Origin of the sequence: Vibrio sp. M260112, assembly GCF_036533775.1 — a bacterium.
GTDB lineage: Bacteria > Pseudomonadota > Gammaproteobacteria > Enterobacterales > Vibrionaceae > Vibrio.
Genome location: NZ_JATABH010000055.1, coordinates 1 through 20,751, shown reverse-complemented (window position 1 = coordinate 20,751; position 20,751 = coordinate 1). Strand labels below are relative to the sequence as shown.

Genomic DNA, 20,751 nt, shown 5'->3' with positions numbered 1-20,751 from the left:
TGTAAAAAGCGAAAGATATCGTCACTTGATACGCTTTCACGCATAGTCAATGCTGTTGTTCGTCAGCAGCCGTACCCAAATGTGCTCGATCTTAAACACACGAGTTTTTACCTAAACACTTAGTCAACACGGTGCTGGTGAACGCTTACAAAAAACACACCAATACTGTATTTTTATACAGGTTAATGATTGGTGAGTTTCTAGGCAATGTTTGAATGTTGAAAAACGAACATGTCGGAAGTGTATCGCTTAAGTTCGCCCGTTGGTTGCAATGAGGTTGGAAGCGAAATCGCAAACTGCGCTTGAGTGTTAAGCGCAGTTGAGTTCTTTATTGCAAAGTGAGCATTTTGTAAGGCCACCGAAAACCAACGTTATGACTTATTCAATGGCTCTTTATGCATAGACTCAGCATTTCAGTCAATAGTTAAAATTACATTGAGAAGTCGTTTCCTAAGGCTCCTCTGGTTTTATAGCCAATGAAGTAGGCTCTACTCAATAGTTCCATGAAGCTTTCTCTTAAACGTTTTGTTCGTTTGCCCGCTATTTCTAATTTCGATGTTGAAATGGAAGTTTTAAAACGTTTTTCGTTCAAGAATGTAAAGAAAAGGAAATCCTGTTGTAAAGCTTCAATGTTGCCCTTTGGTGCACTAGGTTGTCTACAATGTATAGATTGATAGTGCGATTGAACAGAAGTTGGCTCTAACTTTTTGGCAATCTCATCAAATTTAATTCTCCATCCTGGTAAATGTAGTAAAGCAGGATACTTGTTTGAATGAGACAGTTTTAAAGAGCCGCAAGCGTTGAATACACAAAGATCTAACCAGTTTATGTTGACTGTTATTGCTTGGCTAAAATCAAATAGGCAATAATAATCATTAGACTTTGCACTAGGTATTTTCAGCATGTAAAACTTATCTAGGCGAACTTTTTCAGCAAAAGACTCCATTTCTTTAGGAGTTTCATTTTTCAATTCTGTTTCTTTAAAGGGTATTAAAATCGCTTCTTTTAACTTTCTTCTCCCTGAGTCCCCACGAACGGACAAATCACAGGCCTGTTCAATTAGAATATACTCTTTATCGCCAAAGCTGAATATGTCTCCAGAGCTAAGGGGAGAATGAGTACTATTGATTGAAAAATCAAATATTTCATTCATCCTTAGATTAGCAAATTTGCTACTTACAGATATTAATTTATGCAAATAGTCTTTATAAACCTTATTTCCTTTGCCTTTAAACGCTACAGATTGAACTGAACGGAAGTTAGATAACTTTTGTGTAACAGTTGGATCTTTAGCTAAAATTTCGTTTATTGATTGCTGCTGTTTAATTGCAAATAATCTTTGTAGGAGATCGAACTCAGAAGCCCCTTCACTTAAAGAGTTGGAAAATATTGAACGGTCTATTTCATAAATAGAGTGTTGGTTAAGATCTCGTTTTAAATCATTAATGGAAGATACAAGGCTATTAGATATTGAATCTACCATTTCAGCACTTAACTTCCTTAGAAATATTCTCTTCACGAACTCGGATGTTTTGAAGACGATTGATATTTCTTCTTCATCACTGATGATTGATTTCGATAGTACCGAAAAATTGTAATCATTACAGTCTGCATTTATCTCATTTATTATCTTATTTCTCTTTTCTTCTTCTTCTTTCCCATGTTTGGCTTCACTAGTGAAAAGGACGCAGTAAATATCAGTCAAACTCTTATTTTTCAATATTTCTTCTATTATAACTTTTCCATATGTTGTACTGGCGTTTTCATGTTTAAAGTTATAATCGATAAGAAATAAATTTCTAGAATTATCCGAAAGCCAATGTGATTTTTGTTGCTGCCAATCGGATAAACTCAGCTTTTTAATATTACCTTTTGAATGTTCATCAAATATGTTAATGAGCTCATTAAATTCAGTAGTAGTGAAGTCTGGTTGGGGGCTACCTACATGTTGATAGTAATCGCTTATTGTTTCGTCATTTATCGGAATTAACTCTTTCCATGTTTCAAATGGTAATGCGATATCAATTCCACATGCTGAAAATCTTTCAAACTCTGAAATTAAATGTGAGGCTTTTTCTGCTGTTGCTTCAACGTGCTGTAGATATTCACTAACGATGCTTTGGTTAGTAGGTGAAAATCTATCATCCACCCAAATAACGTTATCCAACTGAATTGCGTCAAAGACGCTTTGTTTAAACTGCTCTACGCTCATTATACTAACGCCTCAACCAAATTAATTTCGAACTTATATCTTCTGCCAAATTTATTTCTTTCTTCTAATAGCTTGATAGAGCACTCTCTTTCCTTCAGGAGAGTTTGAACGATATATAATCCTAATCCTTGTCCATACTCTTTATCTGTTGCGAACATATCAAATAGAACATCTTCGAGTGCAGGTCTAATTCCTTTCCCACTATCCCATATAGTTAACATGTTTTTATCTAAAGAAATAGTGATAGTTGATTTTTCTTCTAAGTTATGAGCCTTAAAAATTAATAGCCAGTGTTCAGAATTTCGAACTATATTATCTATTACTTGATATAATTTACCACGGTTGAATAATATTGGTTTAGAGTTCTGTTTATCTTTGAGTTCAATACTAATACCCTTGTTTGAAAAATAAGTATCTCTTAACTCGAAGTAATCATATACAAAATTGGATAGATTTATTTCTTCTATAACTTGTCGTTGTGCCTTTACAAGAGGGTTAAGTGAGGATATCGCTTTTGATAAAACTTGAGTATCTCCACGGATACCGTTTAGTTCTTTTGTTAGAGGGACATCTTTAATACCAAGTTCTTCAACACGCTTTTTGGCTGCGTTTAAGTGCAGACGCGTATTGCGAATCTGCTCATTTGCTTCATGGGCGAGAGTTTGCGCAGACAAGCCAATAGCTACGTGATCATAGAAGTTTTTTATTTGGTCTTCGTAACTTTGAATTTCAGAAATAACTTTGGACGTAGATAACACATGGCTAGCTAGTTCGTCGGTAAATCTTTTGTATTGTTGTAAGTGAGAATTTACTTCTTTGGATAGTGTGTTGATTAGTTCTTTCACTGATTCCAACTGTTGAACGACTAATATTGGATCTGAAAATAAACTTTGTTCGTTTTCGGTAATGGCTGTATCAATTTTATTTCTTTGTTGTATAAAGGACTGTTCAATATTTTGAACCGCTGCGCTTACTTTTGGTTGTAGTTTCGTACTTTTTTTTACTATTGTATCAAGCTCAACAGTTGCCTGTTTTGCAGAATATCCTTTTGGTTTACCTGCATCTTCTTCGATTTTTCCGTCTAAGAATTTGTGGCTTTCTCTGCGAGTGTTATTTAAAAAATTATTAATAGTATCGATGAAGTGGCGACATAATAGATAAAAGGCTTTATATGGTTTGTTTTCTACAAAGCTTTCCCTGTCTGATTTTTCAATTAAGTTTGGATTTTCATACCAATCTAAGTTTACATAACCAGTTACATTCGTTGGTCGTAATGAATAAGCACCAGCACCAGAGGTCATTTCTTTGGATAAACCAAGCCAGTCTTTATCACCAGAACCAATTTTAAATCCATCACGATACACAGAGATATTTCCGGAAATAGTTTTGATCGATTCTCTCATGTCTTTAAGTGATAGCTCATCAAGATCAAGGGCTTCTGCAGCTAGAACAAAATTAAATATTTTAGCTCTAAAAGCACCAGGAAAAAACTCTTTAACTAAAATAGAACTAAGCTCATCAAAGTCCATTTCGTGTTCAAAAGTAAGGAAAAATTTTTCTCTTGAGTGTTTAAGTCTATAATCTTTTAGTTTTGGAACTTCTTTCAAGTGTTCTGTCAATGCATAGCCATTATCTGATTCGATATAATTTTCGAATGCACTGCGTCTTTTATCTGTTGAATTAGGTTTAAAAGGAAATAAATCAATTTTTCCTTTTACAATTGCACTTGATTTTGTGATTTCGAGTTCAAAAATGCTGGAAGCTTGTGAGAGCAACTTGTCGGAAACAACTTCAAGTTCTTCGTTAACACCGTTGTGAACGTAAAAAGTCTTGAAGTCAGATATTTGGCCATGAGGAGATACCATTGATGCTATTTTGTTCTTTATATAGTTCGAATCTTGGCTATTCCAAAAATCTAAGTTACGAATGCCAATAGCTTCAATAACTGTGCCACATACAGCCTTTGGTGGCAGTTGCTGTTCCTCTATTTTGATAGTGTCTATCGTTTTTCCATGAGTGAAGTCGTCCCAATCAAAGGAAACTCTAATGCCAGGTTTATTCGGAGTATCGTAAGTAGATATTCGACATAGGGCACCTAGTTGCATTGAGCCTAAACGTCCTAAGCCTTTGTCTCCGACTAAAGTACGGTCATATTTTTTTGTCAGTTGGTGATTTGCTTTTTTCTCTTTTTTTTCCGAGTAACTTACAGTTAACCATGAGCGGTTAATACGATCACGATTCATCCCATGACCGTTATCTCGTACTGAAATACGTCCTTTGTAAGTACGCTCAGTTTTGACTTCTTTACCATTAATTATTTCTAGGTGCTCAATCGTTTCTTGGTATTCCGTATCAACTTCTATATAGCAAAAACTCGCATCGGCATCGTGCGAGTTTTTAATCAATTCAACTAAAGCTATATCTGGGCCACTGATTAGTTCTGCACCTAGCTGTTGAATTACATAAGCATCAATTTTTAACTTTAATGGATCTTGTTGTTCTCGGTCTTTATCTGACGTTATATCCATATTATCTCCGCATGATTAAAACGGTTTCTTTTCCCATCGTAGAAGCAACTTTATTTCTTGAAGCCATACGTTTAGATGGGATATCACGTTCTAATTGGTACACAAATTTACATTCAAGACTTTCTAGTAGTTCTCTCATGATTTTATCTAATGGGACTTCAATGTTTGAAATTCTTCTGTTGCCCAAAGTCCATATCATATATGCATTTTCGCGCAATTCGTTTACTGCATTTCTCAATGAGAGATCTAAGTCATATATGAAACTAATTAATTTTTTAGTGTTGTCTGGATTGACTTTGTCAATCTGATTCACACAGCTCAAAAGCGACAACGAACGATCACCAAGCAAAGATAGTTTTTCAGTACTTTCCTTTAATGAACCGCCCAGGCTTGAACTATCAATTTTATTTTGCATATCAAGAAGGCTTTCATCGATAGATTCATTAATATCTTTTAGGTCAATCCACTGTAGCGGTAGGTATGAAAACTGTCCGTATGTTACCGTTGTAGCATTATCTCCATATGGTGGGGAGCTAATCAGTAAATCATACTGAGCTTTAGAACTTTTTCGCGATTTTGCATCTACGTTTTTAATTAAAACTTTGCTAACACTTTTTGAACGTACTAAGTGTCCATTGTCCTTGAGTAGTTTTTTTTGAGCTTCAATATTTTCAACACTCTTAAGTACATTGCGTTTGAATATTGCTTCTGGTGAGCCAATTCTTTCAATTTGCTCTTCAGATTTGATGTGTAGCTTGTAAGTCGAGCTTCTGGAATTACATGTAGAGCGGACGGTATTACTTAACGCTAGCCAAAAAATCTTGCGAGCCCATTTTGAAGGTTCGGCTTTAATTGCTAAGTAGATAGTACTGAGCTCGATTTGAACTTCAGGCAGAAACCATTTATCGATGCCTTTAAAATCTACTGCTACAGATTTGGCTTTTTGGGTTTCTATCGTGGAAATCAGAGTCGTAACCTTGTCTTTCAATTTCTCAATGTATAGAGGTCCACTTTTTACCTCACATGCTAGGATTGCAAGAGGGTTTATGTCATGTCCAACAAAGTCCAAGCCTCTGATCATTGCTTCGCCTAGGGTAGTGCCTGAACCTACAAACGGGTCGAACACAGTTTGAATGTTTTTGTCTTCACTACGTATAGTGTCGATTAGCTCCCCTTGCATTTGAGGAACCATCATCGCTGGATATTGGATCAGAGCGTGACAATGCTGTCGGTTAGAACGACCCTTGAAAGACCAGTAAGAATCATCGGCTAATGAGTAAGCCTTGATTTTATTGATAATTGTTTCGTCGCGTATCGTTTGGTTCATTTTGGTCAAGCTCGAAATTAGGTGAAGTATGTAAATTCAAATATATCTACATGACTATTTTTACAGGGGATTTTATCATTGATTTCATCCCGATACCAGGAGAGGTAGTTCCTTATTTGAACTGAAAATAAGCAATCAAATCCTAGCGTAACCTTCAATGATTTTCTGTGCTGCTAAGAATCCAAACTCCACTAGGCGAGTCATCGATGGATTTCAAAATTTTAGCCTTTCGTAGCTGAGTAGCAGCCCAACGCATGTAATATTGCCAGGTGTAAAACAAGTCGCCAGACCTACGAAGTTCTTCTTCATGGTTGTACCAAATGTGCCTTGCTACCTCGATGAGTCTTGCTTCACCACCATGATGTTCAATTGCTTCACATACCCATTTACGTAAATCATTTTTATCGGCCATCACACCTTCTCCATAACCAACACAACCCTACCCACAACCTTAACTTCATCCTCTTCCACAGTTAGCGTCGAGCCATTAAAGCTGATCGCTAACTTGTTGCCCGGTAATCGTTGGATTTCGTTTAGGGAGAGGAGGCCGTCCATATCGACTAGATAGGTCCCGCTTACAGCTTGATGTGTGTCTTTATCAATGATGTAAGTCTTTTCGCCATCGCGAATGGCCATAATGTTAGTGACTGATGCGTCATCTAACATGGATTTGTCGATAATGAGAATCTTATGAGAATTTAGCTCGCCATTGAGAATTTTGTGCGAATCGATTTCGAAAAGGAGGTTAGATTCAGTTCGCTCCGTCCGATTCGGGAAGGGTTCACCTTCACCAAGCGTCAACCAACGTACCGACACGCCTGTATACATATGTGCCCTAAGCACAACCTCAAAAGGGCATAGCTCGCGCTTATGCCATGTAGACATTGTCGAAGTAGGTATATTTAGGATGTTCGAAAGCTCACTTAAGTTCTTTGCATCCAGTGCTTTACACAATCTTTCTGTGACATGCTTTCCACCTTGATATTCAAAAGCGGATAGCTGAGCTTGTTTTTCTCGCATATACGATCAATAATCTCTCGCATACGAACTAGTCATGAGCTGCAACTCGCTAGATCGTTTATTAACATTCAATCACTTACAAGGATACCACTATGCTTTCATATCAAGTAGTCCTAAATACGCCTTTCATGACCTATGACCAATACTCCCAGTTCTCGGGGATGCCCAAGCGCACCATCATTGACTGGGTTTCGGATGGTCGTCTGCCAATCAAACGTAAAGCCAAACCCAAAGAAACGCCAATGATTAACATGGTTGCGCTGCTAGAGATGGCAACCCGCGAAGCGATGGAAAGACTCGGTTAGCCATCGGCTTCAACTTGGGTGGTTTTCATTTCCATGTCTACGGTATGCAAATGAGTATTGGCTATGAACAAAAGTGACTCAATGTGCGAGTTTGTTGGCTCTAAACAATTGGCGTTTAATGAAGCGTGCTGCGCGTTTGCCAGGTCGGAGAATATGACCAAGGCATAAAAGGGTCAGACACCAATGCGCCATTGTGTTTGCTGTACACCACGGCACCATTAGCCAGTGTGACGCCGTAGCGTGTAAACCAAATCTCTATAAGTTGAGTAAGTCTACGGTGGTCGGGCTTATCGCCTTCCCAGGGCTTTTAAGACTCATCTTTTAAGTTATGGATAGACATAAACAGGAAATATCACGGGAGACTTTGTGTAAATAACAACAGATCATACCGATAATAGAAAGGGTTAAAACTATAAATAAAAGCATATCATGACCCTAGAGCTTGCATGTGATGTAACTAGAGGGCTTACCACGGCAATTGAGTTCCATCGTAGACAAAAAATGAGCCTGAATGCTTAAGTTTTAAATTGTCGATAACATTAAGCATGCCTTTAACACTCTCTTCTACTGTTACCTTGCCATCCTTTCCGCCCATATCGGTTTGTACCCAACCTGGATGAATTGCCATCGTCTTCACACCCACTTCGGATAGTTCACAAGCCAAAGATTCAATTATTTGGTTGAGGGCGGCTTTTGATGCGCGATAACTGTATCGACCACCAGAGCGGTTGTCATCGATGCTAGCGAGTATTGAAGTCATCCCAATGATGGTTTTATCTTCGCCAGCAAGAATGTTATTAAGCAAAGCCTGAGCTGTGTTGATGTCACGGCAGCATGCAATTACACGCCATCCACGCTGAGCGTATTGTTTAACAAGCTCTAGGCCTAAGCCTCGATTGGCGCCAGTGATAAAAACCGTTTTCATTGTGAGCCACCTAAGTTGATTATAAGTAAGAATTAGCTGGTCAATGTCGAGCCTTGACCAGCCTGTAACCATTATCGTGATACTTACTTCACAACTACGTTTGCTTCCGACAAATGAACTGCTGTACGTTTATCAAGACGTCCACTCATTCGAGTAAGAGCGAGCGCAACGATCACGATCACTGCTCCAATCCAAGGGGTATGCATTAAGCCCATTTCAGACACAATCATACCGCCGCCCCAAGAGCCAAGCGCAATACCCACGTTAAACGCCGCAATGTTTAGACCAGAAGCGACGTCTACCGCATCAGGAGTGTATTTTTCAGCCAGTTTAACCACATACACTTGCAAGCCAGGAACATTACCGAATGCAAAGGCCCCCCAAACTAAAATGGTCGCTACTGCGGTGATAGGGTTAACGGCCGTAAAGTTAAACACAACTAATACGGTGGCGAGTCCCGCAAAAATAATTGTCAGCGCTTTAATTGGCCCCATCTTATCGGCCATTTTGCCGCCCCAAATATTACCAATCGCTACTGATACGCCGTATACCAACATAATTAGGCTGATTGCATTGGCACTGAATCCTGTTTCCTGTTGCAAAATCGGCGCAAGGAAAGTGAAAGCGGTAAAGGTGCCACCGTAACCGAGTGCTGTGATGGCATACACCAGTAGTAGTCTTGGTTGCGTTAACACTTTTAGTTGTGATGACAGTTTAGCGGCAGTCGGCTGTTTGAGGTTGCTTGGCACTAAGGACGCACTACCAATCAACGCAATCAGTCCCAATAGCGCTACAATCAAAAACGTCGATTGCCAGCCAAAGGTTTGGCCGATGTAAGTACCAAGCGGCACGCCCGTTACTAATGCCACGGTTAATCCCGTGAACATAATCGCAATCGCGCTGGCTGCTTTTTCTTTAGGTACTAGGCCAGTCGCAATTGTGGAGCCGATAGAGAAAAAGACACCATGGGCTAAACCAGTCAAAATGCGAGCAACGATAAGGGTGTTGTAACCAGGTGCTTGCCATGCCAATAAGTTGCCAATCACAAACAATGACATAACGGTAATGAGTACATGCTTACGGTTCCACTTTCCCGTTAGTGCAGTTAAGACAGGTGCGCCAATCGCAACACCGAGTGCATAAAGACTGACCAGCAGTCCTGCGGATGGCAGTGAGACGTTTAGGTCAGAAGCCATGGTCGGGAGCAACCCCACGATCACAAACTCCGTCGTTCCGATAGCAAAGGCGCTGAGCGTCAATGCGAGAAGTGCTAATGGCATATCATTTACCCTCTTTTGTTAGGTTCTGTACACAGCAGCGAATGTGTTTATCAACGTGTCGCGCTGGTGTGATTTGATGGAGGGATTTTGCGTGAAAATTTAGTTGCAAAAAACAGGTTATTTAACAAGTGATATTTGTTATAAATGCAATAATTAAAAAGAGACTCTTAATTAAATGGTAGGCAGCATGCGGACGAAATCGGACGATTTAGAAATTCTACTTACTGTCGTTGATACTGGCGGATTTACTGCGGCAGCAGAAAGTCTTGATATACAGGTAGCACGCGTATCACGAGCGGTGAGTAAGGTAGAAAGCCAGCTTGGTGTGACGATATTAAACCGAACCACAAGACGGATTGAATTAACGGATGAGGGGAGGCAATTCGTTGAGTCGGTAAGAATAGGGCTGATGCAGTTGCAGCAAGCGGAAGACGAGATCATATCCCGTGGGGAATTACCCAAAGGGCGGCTGCGTGTTGATGCCGCCAGTCCGTTTGTGTTTCACCAGTTAGTTCCACTCGTTCAGCCATTTAATCAAACCTATCCTGATATTGAGTTGGAGTTGACCTCCAATGAAGGTTTTGTTGATTTGCTAGAAAAGAAAACCGATATCGCTATTCGTATCGGTGCATTAAATGATTCAACTTTACATGCAAGGCCTCTTGGCCGAAGTTTACTTTACATTGTTGCTTCACCTGATTATCTATCAAAGCGCGGCTTTCCGAGTAAGAGTAGTGATTTGGAACATCACGATACCATCGGATTTTCAACACCAAAAACACTCAACGAATGGCCTCTGAAAGGATTTTCAGGGCTGACACCCACGCTGACCTCAAGTAACGGTGAAACGGTAAGACAGCTCACGTTGATGGGAAATGGCATAGCCTGCCTATCGGGGTTTATGGTGAAGAAAGATATTGCTGAAGGAAGGCTAATTCCTTTGCTCGAAGGTGAAAAAATCAGTCATTCTGGCAGGGAGCAAATTAATGCCGTCTACTATAAGTCTTCTTCTGTTGCTAAGAGGATCTCTGCTTTTATCGATTTTATTCAGCCGAAACTGGATCTGTAAATCGTTCAAAGCGAGGTAACTCCGTACCTCGCTTGGACTATTGCAATTTTAACAAATATCATTTGTCTTGGTTGCTATCAATGTAATGCGTTGGGTTTGTTAGTCTCCCTCTCAAGAAATAAGAGGGCTTATTATGTCTAAATCACTTTTTCAACCTACTACCGTCAGCGTGCCAGCACTATTTCTTACCACGAAATAGCCCTTGGTGCGTTACATGATTTCTGTCCATAACCTTCACGGTGCTACTTCTAGCGTTCGACAATTTTACTTAAAACATCCAAGTTAACTGTTAGGTTTATGTCTTTTTGCTACCAAGGTGAACTTATAGTCACTTGATTTAAAGAAGTTACGACTATATTCGAATACCGTGTCGTCGTGTAAGTAACTGCGAGTGCGTTTCTCAATGATCGGGTCGGTAGTGCTAATACCTAACAACTTCGCTATTTCATCAGGAGGTAGGATTGGCACTAATTCTTGTTCGCTTCGATCTATCACTAGCTTTTTTTGATTCTCGATAAACTCGTACTTTGATCCCTGCATTACTTGGTAGGTCAAATCAGGAAACATTTCTACTGGCATCCAAGTCTCTTCAACCGTGATTGGATTCTCATCAAGGAAACGTACACGCTTAACATAGAAAATGCGTTCACCTTCGTTGATATCTAAATGTTCAGCCATAGTGAGAGACGCAGATTGAATTTCAAAGGCCAATACATCGCTATGCGTGACACCTTCCAAATGTGCCCATTTTTCAGCGAAACTACTCTGCTGATAGATATCATAATTGACTTTGGTCTCTTTAACGTAGGTGCCACTGCCTTGAATACTCTCTAACTCTTCGTTCTCGATGAGCAGCTTTAATGCTTGGCGAACGGTGACTCGACTGGCAGAGAACTCTTTGCAAAGTTGAGCCTCGGTGGGAAGTGCCTCACCTACTTTGTAATCCTTGCTGATTATCTTTTCTCGAATGGCGTCAGCTATTTTGCGATACAGGGGCAGTCTTGCCATGTAAACCTCGAAAGTAATACAAAAGAGATGGGGGGCAACAGATTATGCTTCCCACAAGAAGCTTAATGATACGAATTAAAGCGCTGAATACAAGATTCGGTTGATAAAGAGCTAGCGGGTAATACAAAAAAACTCCAAGCGAGGGGGGATCGACTTGGAGTTTTGGAGCATATTTAGTTGAGGGTAACTAAACTTTCGCTTCAGCTAACTTCTTTTCTTTTTGGTTTCCTATTCCTTTTAATGCGATGGTTAGGACCATTGACACTGCAATACCTATGACGAAGTAAGTCAGCCAAGCGACAGGGTTACCGATAACAGGTAGCATGAATACTGCGCCGCCAGCTACGGTACCAATCGTAATCTTAGAAGATAGAATTAACGCAGCCGCTACGCCACCACCAATCATATGTGCTGGTATGATACGCATTGGATCTTTTACAGCGTAAGGAATAGCGCCTTCAGTGATACCACAGAAACCTAAGATTGCGGTTGAAGGGCCTGCCAAGCGATCTTCTTCGTCGAAGAAACGTTTGAATACCACAGACATAATACCTAGTGACATACCTGGGATACATTTCGCAGCAGTAAAGGCTGCGTAGAAGATTGATGCATCACCAGCGAAGTCTCCACTAGTACCGACACCGATACAGAATAGGTACGCGGCTTTGTTTACAGGGCCACCCATATCGAAACAAGCCATAGCACCGAGGATGAAACCAAGAATAAGTAGGTTATTCGTACCCATTGACGTTAGCCAATCGACCAAACCACTGTTAAGCATCGCGAAGAACTTACCAGGGCCTGCATACATAAAGATCAGTGTGGCGATACCGGCTAGTAGAGGTGTGATGATAATCATCTTCACTGATTCTAGTACTTTTGGTACTTTGATCTGGCGGACAAGCATAACAAATAAGGCTGCTGCTGCACCGGCTACTAAACCGCCTAGGAAGCCGCCAGTCATGACCGAGATCTTACCGAACCCGCCACCAACGGCGACGAAACCACCGACGAAACCAGGGGCTAAACCGGGTTTACCTACCATACCGTAAGCCGTAAATGCCGCAAGCACACAGATTAACAGAGGGTTAAAGGCTTTTAACGTGCTGTAGTATAGGAAATGAATAATACCTTGGAACGAAGACTCAAACTGCGCTTTGGCTTCTGGCTGTGCAATGGCTGCATAAACTTCTTGCTTAATTGCATCGATTTCACTGTTTGCTAGCCCTTCAGCAGCGTTAATAATGCCAAGGTCTGCGTATGTTTTGCCCGTGTATTCAACCAGTATCGCTTCATCATAAAGGTGGGTGTAATCGTAGCCGAAGAATAGATTTAGAAGACCTACACAAAGACCACCGATTATAACAAGAGGAATGATGTGAGATACGCCTGAAAGAGCGCCCTTGTACCAAAGTTTCAAGAAGCTAACGATCATATTGTCGTTGCTCTCTTCCTTCTCGGCAAACTTGTTGGTCGTCGTGGTTGCTTTCGCTTTTGAGCCACCCGCTTTGACCTTCTCTTCGAGTGCATCAAGCATTTCATCAGCGGCTTTGATGCCATCCTTAACCTTACCTTGCACAGACGTTAGGCCCTCGAAACGCTCAGCTTCAATTACGCCTACGTCAACAGCGTAGATAATGCCATCGGCTTCCGCGACATCTTGCGCGGTTAGTTTTCCATCTAGGCCATTCGCACCTTGTTTCTCGACCTTTATTTCCCAGCCGCGCGCGGCTGCTTTCTTTTCTAAATTTTTAGCCGCCATGTAGGTGTGCGCTACACCGGCCGTACATGCTGTAATCGCTAAGATTTTCATCTGATGTTCCTTTGCGTCGTCTCTCGTCATTTGAGCGACAAATAGGTCACTCAATGATTATATTTTTACCTAATTTGTTTTAATCATCTGTGATAATTCTCACAATTTGTATTATTTGTATTTAATTTGTTTTTGTTTCTCTTGGGTAAAAGGTAATACAAAAATTTATTTTGACGCTATAGCATTGAAATATAATACGAAATAGATACACGATGACATTGAGTAATAAAACCCTTATTTAAATAGAATAGCTTGTCTTCGCCCTTTGGCGCTTAGAGGTGAGGGTAAACTTATAGTTGTTGGTCGTGAAATAGTTTCGGCTGTACTCGAAGATGGTGTCATTTTCTAGGTATCCGCGTGTGCGCTTTTCTATAACGGGTTCTGTGGGATTGATGCCAAGCAATGCAGCCACGTCACTTGGTGGAAGAACGGGCATGATTTCTTGCTCACTTCTATCTATAACCATCTTCTTCTGTTTTTCGATGTAGTCATATTTCGACCCTTGCATCACTTGGTAGCTGAGGTCTGGGAATATCGCTGTTGGCATCCAAGTCTCTTCAACCGTAATGGCGGTTTCGTCTAGGAAACGCACCCTCTTGATGTAGAAAACGCGCTCTCCTTCGTTGATTTCCAAGTGTTCTGCCATCGTTAGTGAGGCAGCTTGTACCTCAAAGGCTAAGACATCGCTGTGCGTTACTCCCTGCAAATGAGCCCACTTCTCAGCAAAGCTGCTCTGTTGGTAAATGTTGTAGTTGATTTTGCTCTCTTTTACATAGGTACCACTACCTTGAATACTTTCTAGCTCTTCTTGTTCGATTAGAAGCTTAAGCGCTTGGCGTATAGTGACTCGGCTGACAGAAAACTCTTCACGTAGTTGTGCCTCTGTAGGCAGTGTCTCACCAACCTTGTAAATACCGGTGCTAATCTTATCTCGAATGGCATGAGCGATTTGTCGGTACATGGGTAATCTTGTCGTCATATCCTAGATAGCCTCTTGCTTATTAACCTGCATAACCGCTCTAACAGGTCTTAGTGTGTGACTTTAGACTTAGATAATACTAATTCCACCCTGTTTAATAAATTTAAAAATACAAATATGTCTTTTTAAATCCAATTTAATACATATTGAAGTATTTGTGAGATCTGTATCACGGTTTATTTGTATTTGATTGGTATTATTGGTGTATAAACGAATAACCCAACAGAACGTGAATACGGGGCTAAAACTATGAACCTTACAACGCTTACAAATCCATCACTGATCAATCTACAAACGACGTTCGAGAGTCGTGATGCTGCAATTAAGGCACTCGCTGAACAGCTCGACCAACAGGGCAAGCTGCACGACAAAGAAGAATACTTAAAAGCGGTGTTTGCCCGTGAAGAACATGGTGCAACGGCGCTAGGTGAAGGCCTTGCCGTTCCACATGGCAAAACCGACGCAGTGAAAGAAGCGGCATTTGCTGTCGCAACCCTAAAACAAGATTTGAAATGGCAGGGAATTGATGAAGAAGAGGATGTCAATCTGATTTTCTTGATTGCTATTCCTAATGCTGAAGCGGGTTCTACACACATGCAATTGCTGACCGAGCTTACAAGTACTTTGATTGATGATGAAGTTCGTGAAGCGGTACTTAGCGCGACTACTGTAGAAGAAATTTTTGCACTTCTTAGCGATGAGGAAGAGCAAGTTGAAGAGATAGCAGAAGAACCAGCACCAGTAGTTGAAGAGAAGAAAGGGTTGTTTGGCTCTATTGCTTCAAAATTATTTGGATAGCTCAGCGTTTACGCAAAAGCCATTACTCATTTAAGTCGCATAGCACAGTCTTTACAGGTACAAAACAATGACTAAATCACGCGTTCATATTACCCCACACATGCACTGGGATCGTGAATGGTATTTCACCACTGAAGAGTCTCGTATTCTTTTGGTGAACAACATGGAAGAGATCATGCAACGTCTGGAGAGCGATCCAGATTATAAATACTATGTACTCGATGGTCAGACAGCGGTCCTTGAAGACTACTTTGCTATCAAGCCTGAAAACAAAGAGCGTGTACGCGACCTAGTTCAGGCGGGCAAACTGATTGTTGGTCCTTGGTACTCTCAAACAGACACTATGCAGGTTGGTGGCGAGTCAATCGTTCGTAATATGTTGTACGGCCTACGCGATTGTCTAGAGTTGGGCGAGCCAATGAAGATTGGCTACCTGCCAGATTCATTCTCGATGAGCTCACAATTGCCAATGATCTACAACGGTTTTGATATCGATACTGCGATGTTCTGGCGCGGTTGCTCTGAGCGTCATGGTACCAACAAAACTGAGTTCTTATGGCAATCTAATGATGGTTCAGAAGTTGCGGCACAAGTACTGCCTCTTGGTTATGCGATTGGGAAGTACCTACCTCAAGACGAAGAAGGGCTGCGTGCTCGCCTAGACAAATACTTCCCTGTGTTAGAAAAGCCGTCAGTGACCAAAGATATCCTGCTGCCGAATGGTCACGATCAGATGCCAATCCAACAAGACATCTTCGAGGTGATGGACAAGCTACGTGAGGTTTATCCGGAACGTGAGTTTGTGATGAGTCGCTTTGAAGAGGTTTTTGATCGCATCAACCAAGAACGCGATCAACTAGACACAGTAAAAGGCGAGTTTAATGACGGCAAATACATGCGTGTTCATCGCACTATCTCGTCAACTCGCATGGATATCAAACTGATTCACGCTCAGGTAGAGAACAAGATTGTCAACATCCTAGAACCGCTCGCTTCTATCGCTTGGTCGCTAGGTTTTGAATATCACCACGGTCTGATTGAGAAAATGTGGAAAGAGAGCATGAAGAACCATGCCCACGACTCTATCGGTTGCTGCTGTTCAGATAAGGTGCACGCTGAGATTCTTAACCGTTACATCCTAGCAGACGATATGGCGAGCAACCTGATTACCTTCTACAAGCGAAAAATCGTTGACCATATGCCAGCTCGTGAAGGCTGCGACAAGCTAGCATTGTTTAACCTATCGCCATACGAACGTGAAGAGGTGATCAACACCACCATCACTATCCGTGCAGAGCAGTTCAACATCTTCGATGATAATGGCAACCCAGTAGAGTTCTTCATCCAAGATCAACGAGTGATCGACCCAGGCAAAATTGACCGTCAGATCGTTCACTACGGTAACTATGACCCGTTTGTTGAGTACGATATTCAGATTAAACAATCTGTACCTGCGATGGGCTTTACCACTTTGCATATCCAAGGCAATGAGAAAGGCACTCAAAAAATTGCTGAGCAAAAAGATTACCTGCTTGAGAATGAGTACTACAGCATCAAGGTCAATGACAACGGCACTCTAACCATCTTGGACAAAGAAACCGAGATGACGTACGACCAAGTGCTAAAAATTGAAGATGGTTCAGACGATGGTGATGAGTACGACTACTCGCCATCTCGCAAAGAGTGGTTGCTTTACTCAGATGAGTTCAAGGTCGAAACCGATCTTAAACATGAAGGCTTCCAATCGGTTGCTAGTATCAAACTACGAATGGATGTGCCAGCTAATCTGCAAGAACGCGAAGAGCGCACGGGTCAAAATGGCTTTGTTGATGTCGATTGCCAAGTCGTACTGAAAGCAGGTTCACGCCGTATTGAAGTTCGTCTGGAGCTAGATAACCAAGCTGATGATCACCGTGTGCGGGTGCTAATCCCAACGCCATTTGTATCTGAAAATGTGGTTGCAGATAACCAGTTTGGCCTAATCACACGTCCAACTAACGACCCTGCGATGCAAGTATGGGAGCAAGAAGGTTGGAAAGAAGCGCCAGTGCCGGTGTACCAACTGATGAACTTTGCTGCTGTTGAGAATCAAACTGGTGGTTTGGCGCTCATGACTAATGGCCTGCGAGAGTTTGAAGTGGTTTCGAGCCAAAGCAATCAAGATCGTGACACTTTCGCCCTAACTTTGCTACGTGGTGTTGGCGTACTGGGTAAAGAAGAGCTGTTGCTGCGTCCGGGACGTCCTTCAGGGATCAAGATCCCGACTCCAGATTCGCAAACGCGTGGCAAGTTAGTGTGTGAGTTCAGCTTACTTGGTTTTGCTGGTAACCATATCGACGCAAATGTAATGGCTCAAGCACGAGACTATGTAACGCCAATCGAGTGTTACAACAAGATCCCATACAACGCAATGAAGCTAAACGTTGGTGTACAAGACAAACCTTTGACTTACTCGCTCTTAGCTAAAGAGCAGAAAGGTGCCGTCCTAAGCGTCTTAAAGAAAGCAGAAGATGAAGATGCCTTAATTCTACGCGTCTACAACCCTGCTGAATCTGGACAGATTGAAGATGGTGTTGCCTTCACTCAACCAGTGGCTTCATGGCAAGAGACCAGCATGGATGAGCGAGTACGTGATACTGAAGTCGCTAGCCAGAGCTTTGGTGCCCTTAAAGCGTGTCAGGCTAAATCATTCCGAGTGAAGTTTTAATCCTAGTTTTTAAACGTAGAAACCTCCGCTCTGATTGCAACTGGGCGGAGTTGGTGAACTGAGATGAAGATTGTAATTGCCCCCGATTCATTTAAAGAGTCCCTTAGTGCCAAGCAGGTATGCCAACGCATTGAAGCAGGTTTTGTACAAGTATTCCCAGAAGCGGAGTATGTGCATCTACCGCTGGCTGACGGTGGTGAGGGAACGGTGGATGTATTGATGCAAGGGTTAGATGGCATTATGCAAACTACCCAAGTGATGAACCCACAGGGTAAGACCGTCGACGCACATTGGGCACTGCTTGATGACGGTAATACGGCATTGATAGAGATAGCGGCGGCATCAGGATTAGACCTAGTTTCGCCACAAGATCGCGATCCTGCCCTTGCAACTACCTATGGTACTGGTGAGTTGATCAAAGAGGCACTTGAGAAAGGTGTAAATAAAATCCTGCTTGGTCTTGGCGGAAGTGCCACCAATGACGGTGGGGCAGGTATCGTCCAAGCATTGGGTGGTAAGTTGTTGGACGAGCAAGGCAATGAGATTGCCTTGGGTGGAGCCGCTCTTTCTCATCTTTCTCGCATCGACTTGAGCAATATCTATCCTCGATGCCAACAGGTCGAGTTTGTGATTGCTTGTGATGTCAACAATCCACTAGTTGGTGAAAACGGCGCTAGCTATATCTTCGGTGCTCAAAAAGGGGCTTCTTCGAAACTGATTGTTCAGCTTGATGACGCACTAAATCATTTTGCAGAGATCAGCCGCCGTCTCACTGGAAAAGACAACCGAACGACACCTGGCTTTGGTGCCGCTGGTGGCGCATCTCTTGGTTTATCACTGCTATTTGATATTCAAATCAAGCAAGGTATTGAGATGGTTTTAGACACCTTAAACGCAGACCAAGTGTTGCAAGGCTCGGATCTCGTTATCACTGGTGAGGGTCAGATGGATAACCAAACCCTGCAAGGCAAGACCCCGTTTGGCATTGCAAAACGAGCCACGCTACAAGGTATTCCCGTGATTGGAATTGCAGGCTCATTGGGTAAAGAGATTGATGAACTCTACAACGCTGTCGATAGCACCTTTGGCACGGTTCGTTCACCACAACCCCTAGAACAAGTTCTGACAGAGGCGGGCGATAATCTGACTCGCACTGCACGTAATATTGCCGCCACCTTGAAAGTCGGCGCACAGATATTTGGAGAGAAGTAGTATGTCTCTATTTAAGCTTGATAACGTCATCCAAAACTATGCATGGGGTAGTAAAGACTCCATTCACAACCTATTTGGTATCAATAATCCAGAACACAAGCCGCAGGCAGAGATCTGGATGGGTGCTCACCCAAATGGCAGCTCTAAGCTCGATGATACCGGAGAGCCTCTTGCTGAGGTAATTGAGCACAACAAACAAGATATCCTTGGTGGCTACACCGCCGCACGTTTTGGGGAGTTGCCTTTCTTATTCAAAGTCCTTGCCGCAGAGACGCCACTCTCTATTCAGGTACACCCAAGTAAACATAAAGCGCAGCAAGGGTTTGAGCGAGAAAACCAACAAGGGATTCCGTTAGATGCTGCTCACCGAAACTATAAAGATCCTAATCATAAGCCTGAGTTGGTTTATGCGCTAACTTTCTACAAAGCGATGAATGGCTTTCGTCCGATCGCCGATATAGTTGCCCTGTTCAAAGAAGCCAATATCCTAAGCTTGGCCGCTGAGGTCGCAGAGCTTGAAAAGCAGGCAGATAACGCCGCACTAAAGGCATTCTTCACTACTATCATGTCACTTGAAGGCAAACACAAAGAGGTGGCTCTGGCAGAGTTGGAAGCCGCCAATAATCGCCCCGCTAAAACCATGATGGGACGAGAAGCGTTGCAATACAGTGCTGAATTCAAACAGCACTATCCGGGAGATATCGGTCTATTTTCACCACTGATACTAAACACCGTTGAACTGGCTCCAGGTGAGGCAATGTTCCTCTATGCAGAAACCCCACACGCTTACGTGCAGGGCACTGGCCTTGAGATCATGGCAAATTCGGACAATGTATTGCGCGCAGGGCTAACACCAAAACACATTGATGTAATTGAGTTGATAGATAACACCTCATTCGAACCGATTAATCCAGCGGAGATTCGGCTAAAACCAATATATAAAGAGGGTAATAAAGTGAGCTATCCCATCCCAGTTGATGACTTTTGCTTTGATGTAATGACAGTCGAACATAGCAGCCAAGTACAGTTTGTCCGTAGTGCAGAAATACTGTTTTGTATTGAAGGTGAAGTGGCAATTTCAAGTCAAAATAATCACCTTGTCTTGAGAGCTGGTGAATCAGTATTCGTTAGCAGCAACTCAGTGAAATACGATTATCAAGGGCATGGGAGGATAGCCCGAGCATTCAATTAATTTGCATATACTTTGACCCTTCATGTGGCTTGCAACTAGGGCTAGCTTTAAGAGTTGACACTACTAAATAAATGGCAACTGCAAACAATATTGAGTATTTGGCAGCCCTAAGTGCTTTGTGTCCAATTTGAGTCTAATCTCATTTAACTTGCTTAAACTAATCCATTTCTCACTAAATTATTAAATTGCGTAACATTTTGTCCGGAAACGTGTTACGGGGTCTTAACCAGGGCGACCGCATGAGTGTTTAATTTTTACCCACCGCGTTTAGGCCTTCACTCAAGACCGCCTCTAGCATCGCTGTGTTCATCATACAACGCTTCTGTTTTCCAACGATACTGAGTTTAGTCGGCTCTGTGCGCAACATATTCAACCC

Annotated in this window: 15 protein-coding genes and 4 pseudogenes; 7 read left to right on the top strand and 12 right to left on the bottom strand. The window is 42.1% G+C overall.

Annotation, left to right across the window (positions count from 1 at the left end; all coding sequences use genetic code 11):
• Nucleotides 1–430: 430 nt before the first annotated feature.
• The 5 genes from QTN95_RS17435 to QTN95_RS17415 all read right to left on the bottom strand — a co-directional run bounded on the left by QTN95_RS17435 (nt 431) and on the right by QTN95_RS17415 (nt 7,087).
• Nucleotides 431–2,212: a hypothetical protein gene (locus QTN95_RS17435; protein ID WP_331418369.1), complete on the bottom strand. Its 1,782-nt coding sequence runs from the start codon at nt 2,210–2,212 to the stop codon at nt 431–433.
• Nucleotides 2,212–4,740, bottom strand: coding sequence for a sensor histidine kinase (locus tag QTN95_RS17430; protein WP_331418368.1), 2,529 nt, complete (start codon nt 4,738–4,740; stop codon nt 2,212–2,214). The genes QTN95_RS17435 and QTN95_RS17430 overlap by 1 nt, the downstream gene beginning before the upstream one ends.
• Before the next feature lies 1 nt (nt 4,741).
• Nucleotides 4,742–6,067, bottom strand: coding sequence for a site-specific DNA-methyltransferase (locus QTN95_RS17425; protein ID WP_331418367.1), 1,326 nt, complete (start codon nt 6,065–6,067; stop codon nt 4,742–4,744).
• 154 nt (nt 6,068–6,221) lie between these two features.
• A complete protein-coding gene (locus tag QTN95_RS17420; protein ID WP_331418365.1) occupies nt 6,222–6,479 on the bottom strand; it encodes a hypothetical protein in 258 nt (85 codons plus the stop codon).
• Complete coding sequence (locus tag QTN95_RS17415) at nt 6,479–7,087, bottom strand: phage repressor protein CI (protein ID WP_331418363.1); 609 nt, start codon at nt 7,085–7,087, stop codon at nt 6,479–6,481. The genes QTN95_RS17420 and QTN95_RS17415 overlap by 1 nt, the downstream gene beginning before the upstream one ends.
• Before the next feature lie 92 nt (nt 7,088–7,179).
• Between QTN95_RS17415 and QTN95_RS17410 the strand changes: the two genes are divergently transcribed.
• Both QTN95_RS17410 and QTN95_RS17405 read left to right on the top strand, forming a co-directional pair.
• Nucleotides 7,180–7,392, top strand: coding sequence for a hypothetical protein (locus tag QTN95_RS17410; RefSeq protein ID WP_310954880.1), 213 nt, complete (start codon nt 7,180–7,182; stop codon nt 7,390–7,392).
• Nucleotides 7,393–7,455: 63 nt separating this feature from the next.
• Nucleotides 7,456–7,554, top strand: a pseudogene (locus tag QTN95_RS17405) (phage regulatory CII family protein); the annotation flags it as partial.
• Between the two features lie 34 nt (nt 7,555–7,588).
• On the opposite strand, the pseudogene QTN95_RS17400 reads toward QTN95_RS17405, so the two are convergent.
• The 3 genes and pseudogenes from QTN95_RS17400 to QTN95_RS17390 all read right to left on the bottom strand — a co-directional run.
• Nucleotides 7,589–7,699: pseudogene (locus QTN95_RS17400) on the bottom strand (site-specific integrase); the annotation flags it as partial.
• 159 nt (nt 7,700–7,858) lie between these two features.
• On the bottom strand, nt 7,859–8,317 hold the full coding sequence (locus QTN95_RS17395) for an SDR family NAD(P)-dependent oxidoreductase (RefSeq protein ID WP_331418360.1): 459 nt from the start codon (nt 8,315–8,317) through the stop codon (nt 7,859–7,861).
• Nucleotides 8,318–8,400: 83 nt separating this feature from the next.
• Nucleotides 8,401–9,597: an MFS transporter gene (locus QTN95_RS17390; RefSeq protein WP_331418359.1), complete on the bottom strand. Its 1,197-nt coding sequence runs from the start codon at nt 9,595–9,597 to the stop codon at nt 8,401–8,403.
• A 187-nt stretch (nt 9,598–9,784) separates the two neighbouring features.
• Here QTN95_RS17390 and QTN95_RS17385 point away from each other — a divergent pair, with 187 nt between their 5' ends.
• The gene (locus tag QTN95_RS17385; RefSeq protein ID WP_331418358.1) at nt 9,785–10,666 is read left to right on the top strand and encodes a LysR family transcriptional regulator; all 882 of its coding nucleotides are present in this window, start codon (nt 9,785–9,787) and stop codon (nt 10,664–10,666) included.
• A 282-nt stretch (nt 10,667–10,948) separates the two neighbouring features.
• Here the strand turns inward: QTN95_RS17385 and QTN95_RS17380 are convergent, their stop codons facing one another.
• The 3 genes from QTN95_RS17380 to QTN95_RS17370 all read right to left on the bottom strand — a co-directional run bounded on the left by QTN95_RS17380 (nt 10,949) and on the right by QTN95_RS17370 (nt 14,448).
• Nucleotides 10,949–11,674 (bottom strand): GntR family transcriptional regulator, encoded by a 726-nt coding sequence (locus QTN95_RS17380; RefSeq protein ID WP_138971116.1) that lies wholly within the window; start codon nt 11,672–11,674, stop codon nt 10,949–10,951.
• A 187-nt stretch (nt 11,675–11,861) separates the two neighbouring features.
• Nucleotides 11,862–13,487 (bottom strand): PTS fructose transporter subunit IIC, encoded by a 1,626-nt coding sequence (locus QTN95_RS17375; protein WP_171052137.1) that lies wholly within the window; start codon nt 13,485–13,487, stop codon nt 11,862–11,864.
• Nucleotides 13,488–13,725: 238 nt separating this feature from the next.
• A complete protein-coding gene (locus QTN95_RS17370; protein WP_138971124.1) occupies nt 13,726–14,448 on the bottom strand; it encodes a GntR family transcriptional regulator in 723 nt (240 codons plus the stop codon).
• Nucleotides 14,449–14,715: 267 nt separating this feature from the next.
• Here QTN95_RS17370 and QTN95_RS17365 point away from each other — a divergent pair.
• The 4 genes and pseudogenes from QTN95_RS17365 to manA form a co-directional block, all read left to right on the top strand.
• A pseudogene (locus QTN95_RS17365) lies at nt 14,716–15,186 on the top strand (fructose PTS transporter subunit IIA); the annotation flags it as partial.
• A gap of 145 nt (nt 15,187–15,331) precedes the next feature.
• A complete protein-coding gene (gene mngB, locus QTN95_RS17360) occupies nt 15,332–17,971 on the top strand; it encodes a mannosylglycerate hydrolase (protein ID WP_331418357.1) in 2,640 nt (879 codons plus the stop codon).
• 63 nt (nt 17,972–18,034) lie between these two features.
• Nucleotides 18,035–19,183, top strand: coding sequence for a glycerate kinase (locus QTN95_RS17355; RefSeq protein ID WP_331418356.1), 1,149 nt, complete (start codon nt 18,035–18,037; stop codon nt 19,181–19,183).
• 1 nt (nt 19,184) lies between these two features.
• Nucleotides 19,185–20,375: a mannose-6-phosphate isomerase, class I gene (gene manA / locus QTN95_RS17350; RefSeq protein WP_331418355.1), complete on the top strand. Its 1,191-nt coding sequence runs from the start codon at nt 19,185–19,187 to the stop codon at nt 20,373–20,375.
• A 247-nt stretch (nt 20,376–20,622) separates the two neighbouring features.
• Here the strand turns inward: manA and QTN95_RS17345 are convergent.
• Nucleotides 20,623–20,751 (bottom strand): annotated as a pseudogene (locus QTN95_RS17345) (ISAs1 family transposase); the annotation flags it as partial.

Bases quoted from the DNA above. Each gene is read 5' to 3' on its own strand.
- QTN95_RS17435 (WP_331418369.1), bottom strand. From the start codon at position 2,212: ATGAGCGTAGAGCAGTTTAAACAAAGCGTCTTTGACGCAATTCAGTTG.
- QTN95_RS17430 (WP_331418368.1), bottom strand. From the start codon at position 4,740: ATGGATATAACGTCAGATAAAGACCGAGAACAACAAGATCCATTAAAG.
- QTN95_RS17425 (WP_331418367.1), bottom strand. From the start codon at position 6,067: ATGAACCAAACGATACGCGACGAAACAATTATCAATAAAATCAAGGCT.
- QTN95_RS17420 (WP_331418365.1), bottom strand. From the start codon at position 6,479: ATGGCCGATAAAAATGATTTACGTAAATGGGTATGTGAAGCAATTGAA.
- QTN95_RS17415 (WP_331418363.1), bottom strand. From the start codon at position 7,087: ATGCGAGAAAAACAAGCTCAGCTATCCGCTTTTGAATATCAAGGTGGA.
- QTN95_RS17410 (WP_310954880.1), top strand. From the start codon at position 7,180: ATGCTTTCATATCAAGTAGTCCTAAATACGCCTTTCATGACCTATGAC.
- QTN95_RS17395 (WP_331418360.1), bottom strand. From the start codon at position 8,317: ATGAAAACGGTTTTTATCACTGGCGCCAATCGAGGCTTAGGCCTAGAG.
- QTN95_RS17390 (WP_331418359.1), bottom strand. From the start codon at position 9,597: ATGCCATTAGCACTTCTCGCATTGACGCTCAGCGCCTTTGCTATCGGA.
- QTN95_RS17385 (WP_331418358.1), top strand. From the start codon at position 9,785: ATGCGGACGAAATCGGACGATTTAGAAATTCTACTTACTGTCGTTGAT.
- QTN95_RS17380 (WP_138971116.1), bottom strand. From the start codon at position 11,674: ATGGCAAGACTGCCCCTGTATCGCAAAATAGCTGACGCCATTCGAGAA.
- QTN95_RS17375 (WP_171052137.1), bottom strand. From the start codon at position 13,487: ATGAAAATCTTAGCGATTACAGCATGTACGGCCGGTGTAGCGCACACC.
- QTN95_RS17370 (WP_138971124.1), bottom strand. From the start codon at position 14,448: ATGTACCGACAAATCGCTCATGCCATTCGAGATAAGATTAGCACCGGT.
- mngB (WP_331418357.1), top strand. From the start codon at position 15,332: ATGACTAAATCACGCGTTCATATTACCCCACACATGCACTGGGATCGT.
- QTN95_RS17355 (WP_331418356.1), top strand. From the start codon at position 18,035: ATGAAGATTGTAATTGCCCCCGATTCATTTAAAGAGTCCCTTAGTGCC.
- manA (WP_331418355.1), top strand. From the start codon at position 19,185: ATGTCTCTATTTAAGCTTGATAACGTCATCCAAAACTATGCATGGGGT.